Source organism: Salinactinospora qingdaonensis (assembly GCF_039539445.1).
Taxonomy (GTDB): Bacteria; Actinomycetota; Actinomycetes; order Streptosporangiales; family Streptosporangiaceae; genus Salinactinospora; species Salinactinospora qingdaonensis.
Window position 1 is genome coordinate 1 of the sequence record NZ_BAABDD010000040.1, and the last position, 15,923, is coordinate 15,923.

The 15,923-nt window shown below is 67.9% G+C and carries 11 protein-coding genes and 1 pseudogene; 7 read left to right on the forward strand and 5 right to left on the reverse strand.

The genetic code is table 11. From position 1 onward, the window contains the following. Nucleotides 1-95 (forward strand): annotated as a pseudogene (locus tag ABD848_RS25140) (IS982 family transposase); the annotation flags it as partial. A gap of 140 nt (nt 96-235) precedes the next feature. On the opposite strand, the gene ABD848_RS22880 reads toward ABD848_RS25140, so the two are convergent. Next, nucleotides 236-1,921 carry an ABC transporter substrate-binding protein gene (locus ABD848_RS22880; RefSeq protein WP_344976494.1) on the reverse strand — a complete coding sequence of 562 codons (1,686 nt, stop codon included), beginning with the start codon at nt 1,919-1,921 and terminating at the stop codon, nt 236-238. Between the two features lie 996 nt (nt 1,922-2,917). Here ABD848_RS22880 and ABD848_RS22885 point away from each other — a divergent pair. Then, nucleotides 2,918-3,124, forward strand: a complete 207-nt coding sequence (locus ABD848_RS22885; RefSeq protein ID WP_344976569.1) for a cold-shock protein — start codon at nt 2,918-2,920, stop codon at nt 3,122-3,124. Between the two features lie 373 nt (nt 3,125-3,497). On the opposite strand, the gene ABD848_RS22890 is transcribed toward ABD848_RS22885, so the two are convergent. Further along, entirely contained in the window at nt 3,498-5,456 is a 1,959-nt protein-coding gene (locus ABD848_RS22890) for an aconitate hydratase (protein WP_344976497.1), read from the reverse strand. Nucleotides 5,457-5,678: 222 nt separating this feature from the next. On the opposite strand from ABD848_RS22890, the gene ABD848_RS22895 reads away from it, so the two are divergent. Continuing rightward, a complete protein-coding gene (locus ABD848_RS22895) occupies nt 5,679-5,903 on the forward strand; it encodes an EF-hand domain-containing protein (protein WP_344976500.1) in 225 nt (74 codons plus the stop codon). A 67-nt stretch (nt 5,904-5,970) separates the two neighbouring features. Here ABD848_RS22895 and gdhA read toward each other — a convergent pair whose 3' ends face one another. After that, on the reverse strand, nt 5,971-7,323 hold the full coding sequence (gene gdhA, locus ABD848_RS22900; protein WP_344976503.1) for an NADP-specific glutamate dehydrogenase: 1,353 nt from the start codon (nt 7,321-7,323) through the stop codon (nt 5,971-5,973). 411 nt (nt 7,324-7,734) lie between these two features. Here gdhA and ABD848_RS22905 point away from each other — a divergent pair, with 411 nt between their 5' ends. The 4 genes from ABD848_RS22905 to ABD848_RS22920 all read left to right on the forward strand — a co-directional run bounded on the left by ABD848_RS22905 (nt 7,735) and on the right by ABD848_RS22920 (nt 12,026). Beyond that, nucleotides 7,735-10,056 carry an FdhF/YdeP family oxidoreductase gene (locus ABD848_RS22905; protein WP_344976506.1) on the forward strand — a complete coding sequence of 774 codons (2,322 nt, stop codon included), beginning with the start codon at nt 7,735-7,737 and terminating at the stop codon, nt 10,054-10,056. A 123-nt stretch (nt 10,057-10,179) separates the two neighbouring features. Then, complete coding sequence (locus tag ABD848_RS22910; protein ID WP_344976509.1) at nt 10,180-10,353, forward strand: hypothetical protein; 174 nt, start codon at nt 10,180-10,182, stop codon at nt 10,351-10,353. A 34-nt stretch (nt 10,354-10,387) separates the two neighbouring features. Then, on the forward strand, nt 10,388-10,993 hold the full coding sequence (locus ABD848_RS22915; protein WP_344976512.1) for a Uma2 family endonuclease: 606 nt from the start codon (nt 10,388-10,390) through the stop codon (nt 10,991-10,993). 196 nt (nt 10,994-11,189) lie between these two features. Continuing rightward, nucleotides 11,190-12,026, forward strand: coding sequence for an SAM-dependent methyltransferase (locus tag ABD848_RS22920; protein WP_344976516.1), 837 nt, complete (start codon nt 11,190-11,192; stop codon nt 12,024-12,026). Between the two features lie 392 nt (nt 12,027-12,418). Here the strand turns inward: ABD848_RS22920 and ABD848_RS22925 are convergent, their stop codons facing one another. Both ABD848_RS22925 and ABD848_RS22930 read right to left on the reverse strand, forming a co-directional pair. After that, on the reverse strand, nt 12,419-14,362 hold the full coding sequence (locus tag ABD848_RS22925; protein WP_344976519.1) for a thioredoxin domain-containing protein: 1,944 nt from the start codon (nt 14,360-14,362) through the stop codon (nt 12,419-12,421). A gap of 269 nt (nt 14,363-14,631) precedes the next feature. Continuing rightward, nucleotides 14,632-15,765 (reverse strand): glutathione-independent formaldehyde dehydrogenase, encoded by a 1,134-nt coding sequence (locus ABD848_RS22930; RefSeq protein ID WP_344976520.1) that lies wholly within the window; start codon nt 15,763-15,765, stop codon nt 14,632-14,634. Between the last annotated feature and the right edge of the window lie 158 nt (nt 15,766-15,923).

Below are 15,923 nucleotides of genomic sequence, written 5' to 3' on the forward strand. Positions count from 1 at the left end.
TGTGCCAGCGCATCTGCGCCCTCAACGCCGCGATCTGGCACAACTGGCTCATCGACGCCCCCGTCAAACGCTCCCTGACCGCCTACGACCACTGACCAGCAACAACCATTCCCCATCAACGATCTAGCGCCGCACCCGAGCGGCATCCCTGACGACAAAAGGCCTCCGTCTCTCTTTTCGCCCCCGGAAGGGCAAGAGAGACGGAGGCCGTCACCGACGCCTTAGTGATCCCGTCCTACTCGGATGCCGGTTCGAGCTCGGTCAGCATCAGGATGCTTCCCAACTGGAAGTAGCCGTTCCAGGTGGTCGGGATGTAATGACTGTCGCCCTGAGCGGAGGGCCAGTTGGTCCAGGTCGACTCGTTGGCCTGCGACCACAGGCCGTTGTACCACAGCGGGATCAGCGGCATCTCCTCGAAGTGGATCTCCTGCAACTGCGAGGTGATCGCGCGCATGGTCTCGGTGTCGTCGACGGAAACTCGGTTGAGCTCCTCGACCAGCTCCCAGGCCTCCTCGTTCTCGTAGCGACCGAAGTTCACCGTGTCCTGAGAGTCTTTGATCGGGAGCTGGAACATGTACTCGTAGTAGGTCCACGGCGAGTTGCTCATCTGGCGCTCATTGTTGATGACGATCTCGTAGTCGCCGCTGTTGCGTCGTTCGATGAGCGCGCTTTGCTCGGGGAACTCGGTGGTGACGTTGATGCCTGCGGCTTGGGCGCCCTCGCTGATGACGCGGGCGGCCTCCATCCAGTCGGTCCAACCGCTGGGCACGATCAGCGTCAACTCGATCGGGTCACCTTCGGGACTCTCGACGAAACCGTCGTCGTTGGTGTCCTCGTAGCCGGCGCCGGCCAGCAACTCCTTGGCCCGCTCGGGGTCGTAACCGAAGCCCATCTGCTCGACGAGACTGTTGTCGATGTACTGCTCCCACATGGGCAGCAGACCGGTTGGGCTGGCCTTTTGGACGAGTTGGCTGTAAACGCCGTTGACGATCTGGTCAACGTCGATGGCGTGAGCCATGGCCTTGCGGAACTGCGCATCGTCCATCGGCTGCTTCGTGGTGTTCATGACCAGCCACGACGTATTAGCCGAGAGCATGTAGGGCGGTCCGGAGTAGTAGGTATGCACCTCGTCCCCGCCCTTTTCGGCGATGTTGGGCAGGAAGTTGTTGCTCAGGTCGAGGTCACCCTGCATAACCTGGTTGAGCGCGGTCTCGTTGCTGGAGTTGACCAGGTCGATGACGTAGTTGGGCTGCACCTCCAGGCCGAGAGCTTCTTCAGCCCACCAGCCGTCGCGCTTGGCCCAGATCATGCGGTCCTGATCATGGTCTTCGTAGACATAGGGACCGGTGCCCACCGGGTTTTCGTTGGCGCCGCTGGTGACCTCCTCCTCGGAACGCCCCTCCCACAGGTGGTGCGGCAGGATGGAGGTGCGGTAGATCCACCGCCCCCACTCCTGGTAGCGGGGGTCGGAGAAGGTGAAGCGCACCGTGTGCTCGTCGACGGCCTCGACGCTGTCCAGCCACTCCCACACGTCGTGGTAGTGGACGGTCTCCATCTGGCCCAGTTCGGTCGTGAATACGACATCCTCGGCGGTGAACGCCTCGCCGTCGGACCACTCGACGCCCTCGCGCAGCGTGATCTCGTAAACGTCCTCACCGGTCCACTCACCGCTCTCGGCCAACCAGGGGCGATACTGCCCCTTCAAGGGGTCGTAGAGGAACAACGGCTCATAGACCAAGCCCACCGTGCCGGTGGCGAGCTGGCCCAACATCAAGGGGTTCCACGTGGAGGGCGGCCCCCACTGGGCCCCGCTGGTGTACAGCGTCTCTTCGCGCGGGTAAGCCTGTGCCCCATCACTGTCATCGTCGGAGTCGCCCCCGCCATTGCCCGTACACGCCGCGGCCGTTAGCGCGACCGCCAAAGCACCGGCGATATACGTGAGCCGATTTCGCAATTCTTCGTCCCTTCCCCCTCAGCAAAGATCGCGGCGCCCCCAGGGGGTGACTGAGAACGGGTAGCAAGCCGTCCCCCTGCACGAGTCCGCTGCCGGTCGCACCCCCTCCCCGGCACAGAGTTCTCTCGCGCATCTTCCGCACACTCTTCGGGGTGCTTTCAGGGGGGTGAGCCAAGGGCGCGCCGGCGTTGCTACGGCGCTCTCCTCTGGCCCCGGCATGTCCAGTGGACAAGTGCTGAGTAGCGAAACACAGCCACCATCCCCCGTCAATCCTCGATTAATGCGACGTTATGTTCCCGCAACGTCACCTTGTCTCTCACAGAAGAACAGAAATTGAAACGATTCAAAGTATGGCAAAGATGGGACGACTAGCCGTTAGCTTCCATTGCCGGCCATGGGTACGGCACGGCGCTTTCTTGTCACGCACCGGCAGAGGCCACGGCGCACTGCTGAAGCCGACCCGCTCCAGCAGCCAGACCTGCCGTTGCCTGCTGATGAAGAGCCGGCACGGCGCCGGCTGAGTCATGCCGCCGCAGGGAACCCGCTGCACGGAGAGCCCCCCAGAAGCCATCTCATCACTACTGTGCGCAACTATTACTTAACCGGTTAACCAAGGGATTGGTTAAGGCACTCGGCCAACCGCCACCGACCCTTGCCCCTAACCGGGGAAGCGGAAAATTTTCCGCGTTCGGAGCGCGAGAACCGAATCCGCTACCGCTCGCGAAGACGAAGACGGAGTCACACTGCGAACGAGCACCGCCCTCCCGCCACGGCCGCGCCAACGACCCGCGCGGCCCGGACTGTGCTACAGTGACCTGTGGGTTGCAAGGTTTGATTTCGCTTGATCGCACGATCGCCCGCGGAGTTTTCACCGGGCGAGCACTCTCTCAGTGGGAAGGTTCGCAGCACCCAACGGTTCCGCAGAGTGTGGGACCAGGACTGATCCCAGGATGGAGAGTCCGCATCATGCAGGGAAACGTGAAGTGGTTCAACGGCGAAAAGGGCTTCGGCTTCATCAGTCAGGATGACGGCGGCCCCGACGTGTTCGTCCACTACAGCAACATCGCCGGAACCGGCTTCCGCAACCTTGACGAGAACCAGCGCGTCGAGTTCAGCGTCACGCAGGGCCCCAAGGGCCCGCAGGCTGAGGACGTTCGCGGCATCGTCTAATCAAAGCGTCACGAGGGGCCGCCGGGTCTTCCCGGCGGCCCCTCGTCATTTCCCCCTCCGTGCACCTCGTGTCCGGCGCCAGCGCGCCCCGGGTGACCACAGCGCCAGGCCGAGGGCGGTTTCCTCACCCGAGCGTGCGCCGCTCGCCACGGACAGCCCCCACCACAGACCTTAGGTTCTGTGCTTTGGAAGCGGGGCGAGTGGGCGATGGGCAGGAGCACATCCGCTGTCACCTTCGCGGGCTGGCGCGATCGCGACGCGATCGAGGCACGAGCCAACAAAGAACACCCTCCACAGCCCCCACCCCAGCCGTTCGCCCACCAGAACCTAAGGGCCGCTCCGGTCGGCGTCGCACACCCGGCACCCCGCTTCCTCAGTCCGCGCCGGCGGCCAGCAGCGGAATCTCTCCGCCGGCCAGCACACACTCGACCTGGCGCGGCGAGAGGCTGTGGCGCAGTTGGTAGCTCTCGCCCGTGCTGGCGTTGCGGACGAATAGTTCGGCACCAGCGGGCAACGCGCGGCGCAGGTCGTCGAGGACGAGAACGTCGCCCCTGTCGATGCGGTCGTAGTCGGCCGGATCGGTGAACTCTAAGGCGAGCACACCGAAGTTGGCGAGGTTTTGCCAGTGAATGCGCGCGAAGGAGGTGGCGATGACCGCGCGCAGCCCGAGGTGGCGGGGCGCGATGGCCGCGTGCTCGCGCGAAGAGCCCTGGCCGTAGTTGTCGCCGCCCACCACAAAATGGCCCGACTCGCCGCCGCGCTCGCGTGCCCGCTGCGGGTAGCTCTCATCGATCTGGGTGAAGGTGAACTCGGCCAAGGCTGGGATGTTGGAGCGCAGCGGCAGCGCGCGGGCCCCGGCTGGTGAGATCTCGTCGGTGGAGATGTTGTCACCGACCTTGAGCAGCACCGGCGCCTCGATCCGGTCGGGCAGCGGCGGGAAATCCGGCAGGGAGGAGATGTTGGGGCCCTTGACCAGCTCCGTGTGCCGGGCCTGCTCGGGGGGTGGCGGCGGGGCCAGCATCGCGGTGTTGACACTGGCGCGCTGGGGCAGCTTCAGGTGGGGATAGGCGAGGTCGAGCCGGTCGGCCAGGTCGCGAGGGTCGGTGATGACGCCGGTGAGTGCCGAGGCGGCGGCGGTCTCAGGCGAGCACAGCCATACCGCGTCCTCCTTGGTTCCGGAACGCCCCGGGAAGTTGCGGGGGAAGGTGCGCAGCGAGTTGTGCCCCACGGCGGGCGCCTGGCCGATGCCGATGCAGCCCAGGCAGCCGGTCTGGTGGATGCGGGCGCCGGCGTTGATCAGGTCGACAGTGGCGCCCATGGTGGTGAGGTCGGCGAGGATCTGGCGCGAGGAGGGGTTGACGTCGAAGCTGACCGTGTCGTGGGTCTGGCGGCCCTTGACCATGGCAGCGGCGATGGCGAAGTCGCGCAGGCCAGGGTTGGCCGAGGAGCCGATGACGACCTGGCTCACCTCGGCTCCGGCGATCTCGCTCACGGGGACGACGTTGCCCGGCGATGAGGGAGCCGCGATGAGCGGTTCCACGGCGCTCAGGTCGATCTCGTCGGCGACATCGTAGCCGGCGCCGGGATCGGGCAGCACCTCGACGAAGTCGCTCTCGCGCTCTTCACCGCGCAGGAATGCGCGCACGTTGGCGTCGGCGGGGAACACGGTGGTGGTAGCGCCCAGTTCTGCGCCCATGTTGGCGATGACGTGGCGGTCCATGGCGCTGAGTGTGGCCACGCCAGGGCCGTGGTACTCGATGACGCGGCCCCGCCCGCCGTGGACGCCGTGCCGGCGCAGCAACTCCAGGATCACGTCCTTGGCCGAGCTCCACGGCGGCAACCGCCCGCTCAGCCGCACCCCCCAAATCTGGGGCATCGGGATGCGCAACGGGTGGCCGGCGATGGCCATGGCCGCGTCCAGGCCGCCGACGCCGATCGCGAGCATCCCCAGGGAGCCGGCGGCGCAGGTGTGGGAGTCGGAGCCGACCATTGTGGCGCCGGGGACGCCGAAGCGCTGCATGTGGGTCGGGTGGGAAACGCCGTTGCCCGGCTTGGAAAACCACAGGCCGTAGCGTTGGCAGGCCGACTGGAGGAACAGGTGGTCCTCGGCGTTGCGCTCGTCGGCTTGGAGCAGGTTGTGGTCAACGTATTGCACGCTGCGGTCGGGGCGGGCACGGTCCAGGCCCAACGCCTCCAGTTCTTGCATCACCAGAGTGCCGGTGGCGTCTTGGGTCAGGGTCTGGTCGATGCGCAGCCCGATCTCGCTCCCAGGCACCATCTCGCCCTCGACCAGATGCGATCCGATCAGCTTGTGCGCCAGGGTGTGGGGCATCTCGTTCCTCCTTGCGGCTCGGATGCCGACGGCGCGCGCCGTGGCCAGGGTCGTCACTTCCACGGCTGACCGATGCAACGAGGGCGTAAACAGAAAGGTTGGTAAGGGGCCGTGCGGGCGGATCGGAAGGCCGCTTTAGTGCGGCGGCTGTATCGTGTCGATCGGCCGGTGGCGCCCAACTGCCGGCACGGCCCAGCGACAGACGACAGAGAGCACGGCACGGTGGCGGAACAACCCGAAAACGAGTACGCGGCGACCTTCGACTTGGTCGACGCCGACAATGACCAGCTCATCTCAGCCGGGGAACTCAAACGGCTGATGGAGGTCATGGGTGAGGAGATGACCGACGAGGCGGCGGCGCGCGCCGTGGGCGCGGTCGACACCGACGGCGACGGCCGGATCTCGCTGGTCGAGTTCACCGCTTTCCTACGGCAGAACCGGGGGTGAGGCCGAGCGCCGGCTGCGGGTTCCCCGCCGCGAGCGGCGCCGGGGAACCCTCCGGTAGGGCGGGGTGCTAGATGACGCCTTGGGCCAGCACCGCCTCAGCGACCGCCTCGAAGCCGGCGATGTTGGCGCCGGCCACGTAATCGCCGGGACGGTCGTAGCGCTGGGCGGTGTCATGGCACAGCGTGTGGATGTGCCGCATGATCTGGGCCAACTGCTCTTCGGCGCGCTCGAAGCTCCAGGACTCCCGGGAGGCGTTTTGGCGCATCTCCAGTGCGCTCGTGGCGACTCCGCCGGCGTTGGCGGCCTTACCCGGCCCGAAGGCGACGCCGGCTTCGCGCAGCACGCGCACCGCCTCCGGTGTCGTCGGCATGTTGGCTCCCTCGGCGACGGCCGTGACCCCGTTGCGCACCAGCGTGACCGCGTCGGACTCGGTCAGCTCGTTCTGGGTGGCGGCGGGTAGGGCCACGTCGCAGGGCACCTGCCAAACGCTGCCCTGCTCGACGAGGCGGGCCGCGCCGCCGCGGCGCTCCACGTAATCGCCCACGCGACCGCGCTCGACCTCCTTGACCTGGTGGAGCAGCTCCAGGTCGATGCCTTTCTCATCGACGACGTAGCCGCTGGAGTCGGAGCAGGTGATCACGGTGGCGCCGAGTTGGTGGGCCTTGTCGATGGCGTGGCGGGCGACGTTTCCCGATCCGGAGACCGCGACGCGGTGGCCGTCCATGTCCTCGCCGCGCACGCGCAGCATTTCGGCGATGAACAGGACACTGCCGTAGCCGGTGGCCTCGGTGCGTACCTGCGAGCCGCCCCAGCCCAGCCCTTTTCCGGTGAGTACGCCGGCTTCGTAGCGGTTGGTGATACGGCGATACTGGCCGAAGAGGTAACCGATCTCGCGGCCGCCGACGCCGATGTCACCGGCGGGCACGTCGGTGTGCTCGCCGAGGTGGCGGTAGAGCTCGGTCATGAAGGACTGGCAGAACCGCATCACCTCGTTGGCGGAACGGCCCTTGGGATCGAAGTCGCTGCCGCCTTTGCCTCCGCCGATGGACATCCCGGTGAGCGCGTTCTTGAAGATCTGCTCGAAGCCGAGGAACTTCACGATGCCCAGATTGACCGAGGGGTGGAAGCGCAGCCCGCCCTTGAACGGGCCCAGAGCACTGTTGAACTCGACTCGGAAACCGCGGTTGACGTGTACCTGGCCGGAGTCGTCGGTCCACGGTACCCGGAAGATGAGTTGGCGTTCGGGTTCGCAGATGCGCTCGATGACTTTGGCTTCAAGGAACTCGGGACGCTTGGCCAGGAGCGGGCCGAGCGTCTCCAACACTTCCCGCGCGGCTTGGTGGAACTCCTCTTCACCGGGGTTGCGGCGCAGCAACTCGGCGTAAAGGGGCTCCAACTGACCTTCCAGGACTGGGGACATGCGTGTGCCTCCGCATCGATTCGATTGTCACGCCCCGCGCGTGGTCCAAGGCGCGAGCATGCCAGCGGTGTGTGCCGGCTCGCTGGTCGAGGGGCACGGGCCCGACAGCTTCGGCGGGCCCAAACCGCCCTGACGATGGTAGGAGGCAGCGGTGAACTGCGGCGCGCGTTCGGGCCAGCGGCGTTGCGAATCTAGTGTTCGGGGAGAGGCGGCCCGGTCACGGCCGGCCGACAGCCAGACGACCTCGCGCTGACGTGACGGTACGGAGCACGGGAGGTAAGGATGCCGGACGCGCAGCCCGGCGGCTGAGACGATTCGGGCTATGGCTGGGATACTCGGGGCAGGGCGCACTTCAGCCCGCGTGAGGGTCCACGGCTGGAGCGCGAACGGCGACGCACAGGAGGTGTCTGGATGTCTGCCGCGCCACGTGAAGATCCGCGCCAAGACGACCCGCGGGTCGAAGAGCCCAAAGAGTCGGCGGTGGGACTGCCGGCCATCGCCAACAGCCTGCGTGTGGTCGGCAGGCAGGCCGGCGCCCGACGCGGCCTGCGAGGGCTGCGCGACGTCAACCAGGCGGGGGGTTTCGACTGCCCGGGGTGTGCCTGGCCCGAACCCGAGCGGCGCCACACCGCGGAGTTCTGCGAAAACGGCGCCAAGGCGGTCGCCGAGGAAACCACCCAGCGCGCGGTGCCGCCGGAGTTCTTCGCCGCCCACCCGGTAGCCGACCTCGCGCAGCGCTCGGGCTACTGGCTGGGCCAGCAGGGCCGGCTGACCGAACCGATGTACCTCGCCGAAGGCGCCACCCACTACACCCCGATCTCGTGGGAGGCCGCGTTCGATCTGGTCGCCGAGGAGCTGACCGCTGCCGATTCCCCCGACGAGGCCGTCTTCTACACCTCCGGCCGCACCAGCAACGAGGCCGCGTTCCTCTACCAGCTTTTCGCACGGCGCCTGGGCACCAACAACCTGCCCGACTGCTCCAACATGTGCCACGAGTCCTCCGGATCGGCGCTGACCGAGACGTTGGGGGTGGGCAAGGGCAGCGTGGTGCTCGACGACCTCCAGCAGGCCGACCTCATCATCGTGGCCGGCCAGAACCCGGGAACCAACCACCCGCGGATGCTGACCGCGCTGGAACGAGCCAAACGCGCCGGCACGGCGATCATGACGGTCAACCCGCTACCCGAGGCGGGAATGCGGCGGTTCAAGAACCCCCAGAGCGCGCGCGGCCTGGTGGGCGGCGGCACCGAGCTGACCGACCTGTTCCTCCAGATCCGGGTCGGCGGTGACCTGGCGCTGTTCAGCGCCTTGAACCGGCTGCTGCTCCAGGCCGCCCGCGAGGGCGACGACGGTGCCATCGATCGGGAGTTCATCGACGCCCACACCCACGGTTTCGCGGAGTTCGCCGGGGGGCTGCTCGCAGCCGACGAAGCGGCGTTTTGGGCTGAGGTGGGCACGGCCACCGGGCTGTCGCGCGAGCGGATCGAGCAGGCGCTGGCGATGGTGCGCGCGGCCGACCGCATCGTGGTGTGCTGGGCGATGGGGCTGACCCAGCACCGCCATGCGGTGCCCACGATCCGCGAGGTCGTGAACTTTCTGCTGCTGCGCGGCAACGTGGGACGGGCCGGCGCGGGCGTGTGCCCGGTGCGCGGGCACAGCAACGTGCAGGGCGACCGCACGATGGGGATCGTCGAGCGGCCCGCCCCGGCGTTCTTGGACGCGCTGGGTGCGGAGTTCGGGTTCGAGCCGCCGCGCGAGCACGGCTACGACACGGTGCGCGCGATCCAGGCGATGCGCGAGGGCGCGGTGCGGGTGTTCTTCGCGATGGGCGGCAACTTCGTCTCGGCCACGCCCGACACCGCCGTCACTGAGGACGCTATGCGGCGGTGCCGGCTGACGGTGCACGTTTCGACCAAGCTCAACCGCTCCCACGCGGTCACCGGCGCCCGCGCGTTGATCCTGCCCGCTCTGGGGCGCACCGACCGCGACCTGGCCGCCGATGGCAGCGAACGGTTCGTCACGGTCGAGGATTCGATGGGGGTGGTACACGCTTCGCGGGGGCGCGCCAAGCCGCTGTCGTCGCAGATGCGCTCCGAGGTCGATATCGTCACCGGCTTGGCTCAGCGGGTGTTCGGGGCCGACGACCCGGTGCCGTGGCAGGAGTTCAGCGCCGACTACGACACGATCCGCGAGCGGATCGAGCGGGTGGTGCCGGGCTTTGCGGCGTTCAACGCCCGAGCGCGCCGGCCGGGGGGTTTCACACTGCCGCACGCCCCGCGTGACGACCGCCGCTTCCCTACCGCCACGGGCAAGGCCAACTTCACCGTCAACGAGATGACCGCACCCCAGGTGCCCGAGGGGCGGCTGCTGTTGCAGACGATCCGCTCCCACGACCAGTTCAACACCACGATCTACGGCCTCGACGACCGCTACCGGGGCGTGCACGACGGGCGGCGGGTCGTGCTGGTCCACCCCGACGACGCCGCCCACTTAGGGTTGGCTGAAGGTAGCTACACCGATCTGGTCAGCGAGTGGAACGACGGAGTGGATCGGCGCGCCCCGCACTTCAAGGTCGTGTACTATCCCACGGCTCGCGGCTGTGCGGCGGCCTACTACCCCGAGACCAACGTGCTGGTGCCGCTGGACTCCACCGCCGAGACCAGCAACACTCCCACCTCCAAGTCGATCGTGGTGCGCTTCGAGGCCGATAGCGGTGTCACCCGCCCTAGTTGAGTTCCGAGGCTTTCGACTCGGGTCCGTCTGTCACGGGCGCGTCCATGGCTGCTGTCACCGGCGCGCTCTCCCGCGGCCTGCTCCGCGGGCGCCTGGCGGCGGCGGTGGGCAAGGAGTGACGTCGTGACCGCAGGCGTCGAGGGTGTGCGCCTCCTGAGGGCGCGGGGGCTGGTGGCGGCGCCACGTATGACGCTGTTCGCGGGCAGCCGCCCCTGGACCGGCTGGGGCCTCGATCCCGGTGGGGCCGCCGGGCAGGTGGGCGTCGGCGCAGCGGGCGGTGTGGGCGCCGAGCGCTAGGCTGGGAGCGAAGTCCGAGAGCAGGGAGCGGGACATGCAGGCCGCACGCAGCGAAGAGGACGCCAGCGTCCAGTCGGTTCCGGAATGGCTCGTACCGCCGCCTGAGGGGTTCACCGCCGAGGACCTCGACCGGCTGCCCAACCTCCCGCCGCACACCGAACTCATCGACGGGAGCCTTGTACTCGTGAGCCCGCGAAAGGCGTTTCACACACTGATGATGTTTGTCCTGGAAGCTGGACTGCGTCGGATGGTGCCGCGGGATCTTCGGGTGCGGCGAGAGATGAGCGTGATCCTGGGCAAACGGCAGCGCCCCGAGCCTGACCTGCTCGTGATCCATGCCGATGCCGCAGGCGGAACGGAGGAGACCTCCTACCGGCCCGAGGCGGTGGAACTGGTGGTGGAGGTGGTCTCGCCGGAATCGGACGAGCGTGACCGGGAGCGCAAGCCGCAGTTGTACGCCAAGGCCGGCATCACCCATTTCTGGCGGGTGGAGAACCGTTCAGGGGCGGCCGTGGTCTACGTCTACGAGCTCGATCCCGCCACGCGCGCCTACGCGCTGACGGGCATCCACCATGACCGGCTCAAGCTCACTCAGCCTTTCGACATCGACATCGATCTCACCGAGGTCGAGCGGCTCTAGGTTCCCGCGGGGCACGGACGGGCTGCGGGCACGCCGGGGGGATGCGTGGGATCAACGGTGACGACGCCGCGGCGCTCGGTAACTCACAACAGATCGTCAGATTCGCCGCAAGTATTACCCTATGCCCACAACGGGCATTGAATCTACGATCTCTCAAAAAGCACAAATCCACGCACGGAGAGTTGAACACCGTCCCATGAGCCAGACCCCAGAGTGGATGAAACCCACTCCCGAAAGCGCTGCTTTCCCACCCGAAATCGACATGACCGTGGCACACTCGGCTCGGATGTATGACTGGTGGCTGGGCGGTAAAGACAACTTTCCCGCCGACCGGGAGCTAGGACGGGCCTTCCTGGAAGTCATCCCCAACATGAAGGAGATGGCGCGGGCCAACCGCGACTTCGTGAGTCGGGCAGTGCGGTATTTGGCGCGCGAGGCGCAACTGAGCCAGTTCCTCGACATCGGCACCGGAATCCCGACGAGCCCAAACGTGCATGAGATCGCCCAGGGGATCGAACCGGCGAGTCGGGTGCTCTATCTCGACAACGACCCGATCGTGCTCGCCCATGCGCGGGCGCTGATGACGAGCAGTCCCGAGGGCAGAACCGCCTACATCCACGCCGACGTGCGCGAGCCGGAGCAGATCCTGTCCAGCCCCGAACTCCAGAAGGTGCTCGACCTCGACCAGCCCGTGGGGCTCATGATGGTCGCGGTTTTGATGCTGCTGCACGACGAGGAAGACCCGTGGGGAAAGACCCGCACAATCATGGATGCCCTGCCTTCCGGCAGCTATATGGCGCTCACCCACCCCAGCGCCGACTTTGATCCGGAGGCGGTTGCCAGGGCCGTGGAAGCGGCCACGCAGGCACAGGTCACCCTGGTGCCGCGGGAGCGCAGCGCCGTGCAGCGGTTCTTCGGCGACTGGGAGCTGGTCGAACCGGGCTTGGTCCCGGTGATGGCCTGGCGGCCCGACGAGGAGCCCGAAAACCCCAACGCCACGTACTACTGGGCTGGGATCGCGCGCAAGCCCTGACCCCTGTGGCCCTTGGTAGCGTCTCGCGAGCGCAGCCGGCGCCGAGTCGGGCGTCGCGCCTGTCACCAGGGCAGGCCCGCCGAGCACCGGATCTCCATCGAGGAGCCCCGGTGCCGAGCGAGTAGGGAAGACACGGACTCCCGCGAAGCAGGGCAAGGAGCGGCTCTCCTACCTCGGGGGCGTCGGCGTCGTTTTCCACTCGCCCACAGCCACGGCGCCCCTTTTGAGGCTGCCGAGATCGCGCAGCGATCGAGGCACGAGCGAACAACAAACCCTCCAGGCCCGGGCAAGCGCTAGCCCCACCCACGAACCCAGCGCCCCACCCCCGGCTTGACCACCCCATAGAAACACACCGCGCGTTGCTCCGAAGCGCCACGGCGGGGAGGCGGTGACTACTGGGGCTGGGTGGTGACCTCGCCGGGTTCGGCCGCTTCGATCGCGGCGCGCAACTGCTCGGGAGCGTAGATGTCGATGCTGTTGGCTTGCAGCGCGCCGTTGATGTAGACCGACGGGGTCCCTTGGAGGGCGTGTTGGCCGCTGTAGCGCTCGTAGGCGCCGGTGGTGGCCGCCAGCAACTGGCCGGTGTAGGTGCCGTCCAGGAACGAGGCATCAACGCCGTTCTCACCGCCCCAGCTCATCAGTTGCTGCAACGTGATGCTGGCCAGTTCGGCTTCGGAGAGCTCGCGTTGGGCCAACTGCACGAGTTCGGGGTAGTACTGGCCCACGAACTGCTCCACAGCGGCGTTCTCGGTGTCGATGCGCTCGGCGAAGGCCGGATCGTCGATGCCCACCTCACTGCCCCACTGCTTGAGCTGGTCGACGGAGAGCGCGGCGGTGCCTTCGGCAGGTTGGTTGGCGAAGAGTGTGTCGTAGTAGGCGATGAACTTGCCGTGCTCGGCGGCGGCCCGTGCCGCAGCACCGCCCAGCAGCGAGTTGGTGCTCGTGGGCGCGGGCCGGCCGGCGAAGATACTGACCGGGCGCACGTGGACGATCGCCTCGCCCTGCGCGGCCAGTTCCAGCAGCGTGTCGTTGCTGGTGGCGTGGAACTGGGCGCAATAGGGGCACTGGAAGTCCACGTAGAGTTCGACCACCGGCGCCTCGTCCCTCTGCTGCGCTATGACGACGCTGCCGTCGTTTTGCACCACCTGGTCGAGGTCGACTGTAGCTGGGGGCGATGGGGCGCTGTCGGGGTCGGCGGGGGTGGAAGGTACCGGCGAGGATCGGAGAGCGCTGGGCTGGGAGCTGTCGGGCGGGGCGGCTACGGCGCCCTCACGGTCCCGGGCGAGCATGAGGGAGGCTCCCGCCGCGACCACCAGCGCCAGCGTCACCAGTATCGCGGCCCCGATCACCAGGGGGGCTGTGGAGCGGGAACGGGCGGGGGTGTAAGGCGGGGGGACAGCGGCCGGCTGGCCGCGGCTGCCCGGCGACGGTGGGGCGCCGCTCGTACCGGCGGGAGCGGCGGGGGGCGCGGCCGGCGCTGTAGGCGCGCTCAGCAGTTGAATCCACTCCAGCGCGGGCGGGCGCTGGCTGGGGTCGGGGCTCACCATCGCCAGCAGTCGCTCCCGGCGCTGGGGGTCGACGTGGGCCACGGCCGGCAGCGCGGCCATGCGCGCGCGTAGCTCCTCGGGGTGGGCGGGTGGCGCCTCACCGGAGAGCACGGCGTAGGTGAGGGCCCCGAAGGCGTAACGGTCGGCGGCCGGCGAGGCGAGGCCCCCGGCCGTCTCGGGCGCGGCGTAGCCGGGTGCGGCGTAGGGTCGGGTGGTCGCGCCCGCGGCGGCGACAGCGCCCATCCCGAACGCGGTGAGTACGACGTAGCCCTCGCTGCCGATCACCAACGCGCTGGGGGAGATCTCGCCGTGGAGGACGGGCTGGCCGGAGGGGGTGGCCGCGCCCGAGTGCAGCCAATCGAGCACCCCGGCGGCCTGCTCCAGATAGGGCAACGCCGCGCGCGGGTCGTGGCCGCTGACCGCCGCGTGCGGCTCGACACCTTCAACGTTGCTGGTGACCAGGTACAACACGTGTTCGGAGGTGGCGGGTGCCTGGTCTTGGGGGTGGGGCGGCGCGCCGACGAAGTGCTCGCGCACCCGCGCCACGCCGGGGTGGGTGATCGAGCGCAGTAGTTCGGCTTGGGTGTACCAGCGCTGGCTGACCTCGGTGAACCGGCTCTGCTCGGCCAGCGCGTCAGCGCCGAGCAGTTGGACGGTGACGGTTTCGTTGCCTTCGGCCAGCGTCACCTCAGCCAGATAGCGTCGGGTGCCCGCCTCGTGCTCTACGGGGTGGAGCAGGCGGTATCGGTCGGGCTGAGCTGGGGGGCCTACGAAAAGCGCGGCGCTCACCAAAGAACACTCAATTCCGTGTAAGGGGGCAACGGCGATACACGTGTGGTGTCGCAAGAATAGCGTTTTGTCCGGTGCCGCCCTGCCGTCGTCAGTCGCGCACGGACACGCCACGCCGCTTCCGCCGGCGGCGGCCGGGCAGGCGGGGCAGTTCTGGGCGCGCCGCGGCTGCTGGGCGTGGACGGCTTTCGCGAGGAGGGTGGAGAGAGCAGGAGCGGCCACTGGCTCGCACCGTTGCGTGCGCCCCTGCTCTGGTGGGCGGCGCCCTCTTACGGATGGATAACGACCTTGGTGTATCCCTCAAGATGCTGGTCGAACTTCTGGTAGGCCATCGGAGCCTGGTCCAGTGTCACTTCGTTGGTCACCACGAACGACGGGGTGGCGCGGCCGGCGGTGATCAGGTCGCGCAACTGCCGGTTGTAGCGCTTGACGTTGGCCTGCCCCGTACCCATGCGTAGGCCCTTTTCGAACATGGCGCCGATCTCGAACAGCAGCCGCCCCTGCTGGGCGTGCTCGTCGCGCCCGCCGGGGTCGGCGGAAAGGTACAGGCCGGGCACTCCCAGGGCCCCGGTGGGCCGGACGGTGTGGATGAGCGCGTTGAGCACCGTGGCGGGCTCTTCTTGCTCGGGGTCGTGGTAGCCGTGTGCCTGGTAGCCCACGGCGTCGATGCCCGCGTCGGGGCCGCCGTCGGTGAGTTCGCGGATCTGCTGGGCTGGATCGTCGACGGTGAAGTCGATCGGCGTAGCTCCGATCTGCTCGGCTAGGCGTAGCCGCTCGGGCACCCGGTCGACCACGAAGACCCGCGAGGCGCCGCGCAGGAACGCCGAGTAGGCCGCCATCAGGCCCACCGGGCCGGCACCGTAGACGGCGACCGTCTGCCCCGGAGAGACACCGGCGAGGTCGCAGCCGTGGTAGCCGGTCGGAAAGATGTCGGCGAGCATGGCGTAGTCGGTCTCGTGCTCATCTCCCGGGGGAAGTACCAGACAGTTGAAGTCGGCGTAGGGTACGCGTAGGTATTGGGCCTGACCGCCGGTGTAGGGTCCCATGGCGACGTAGCCGTAGGCGCCACCGGCGGCTCCGGGGTTGACCGTCAGGCAGAAGGCGGTGTTGCCCGCTTGGCAGTTGCGGCAGAAGCCGCAGGCCACGTTGAACGGCATGACCACGCGGTCGCCGGCGCGGACCGCGGTGACCGCGGAACCGACCTCCTCGACGATGCCCATATTCTCGTGGCCGAACACGATGCCGGGCTCGGCGGCGGTCCTTCCCTCGTACATGTGCAGGTCGGAGCCGCAGATACACGTCGAGGTCACGCGCACGACCACGTCGTTGGGGTGTTCGATGCGCGGATCTGGCACGTCTTGCACCGCCACCTGGAACGGCTCCTGGTAGACCACGGCTCGCATGAGATGCCCCCTATCGGTTGGAGAAAACACATCGAACTCCCCCGCTACCCGAGGAGGGCCCCGTCCTCGCCCGACGTGACAGAGGTTTTCCCTACCGCTGTCGCGATGGGAACGAATTGGGCGCTATGAGCGAGATTTCGCTGTTATTGCTGGTTAGC

Bases quoted from the DNA above. Each gene is read 5' to 3' on its own strand.
- ABD848_RS22890 (WP_344976497.1), bottom strand. From the start codon at position 5,456: ATGCCCCACACCCTGGCGCACAAGCTGATCGGATCGCATCTGGTCGAG.
- gdhA (WP_344976503.1), bottom strand. From the start codon at position 7,323: ATGTCCCCAGTCCTGGAAGGTCAGTTGGAGCCCCTTTACGCCGAGTTG.
- ABD848_RS22905 (WP_344976506.1), top strand. From the start codon at position 7,735: ATGTCTGCCGCGCCACGTGAAGATCCGCGCCAAGACGACCCGCGGGTC.
- ABD848_RS22915 (WP_344976512.1), top strand. From the start codon at position 10,388: ATGCAGGCCGCACGCAGCGAAGAGGACGCCAGCGTCCAGTCGGTTCCG.
- ABD848_RS22920 (WP_344976516.1), top strand. From the start codon at position 11,190: ATGAGCCAGACCCCAGAGTGGATGAAACCCACTCCCGAAAGCGCTGCT.
- ABD848_RS22930 (WP_344976520.1), bottom strand. From the start codon at position 15,765: ATGCGAGCCGTGGTCTACCAGGAGCCGTTCCAGGTGGCGGTGCAAGAC.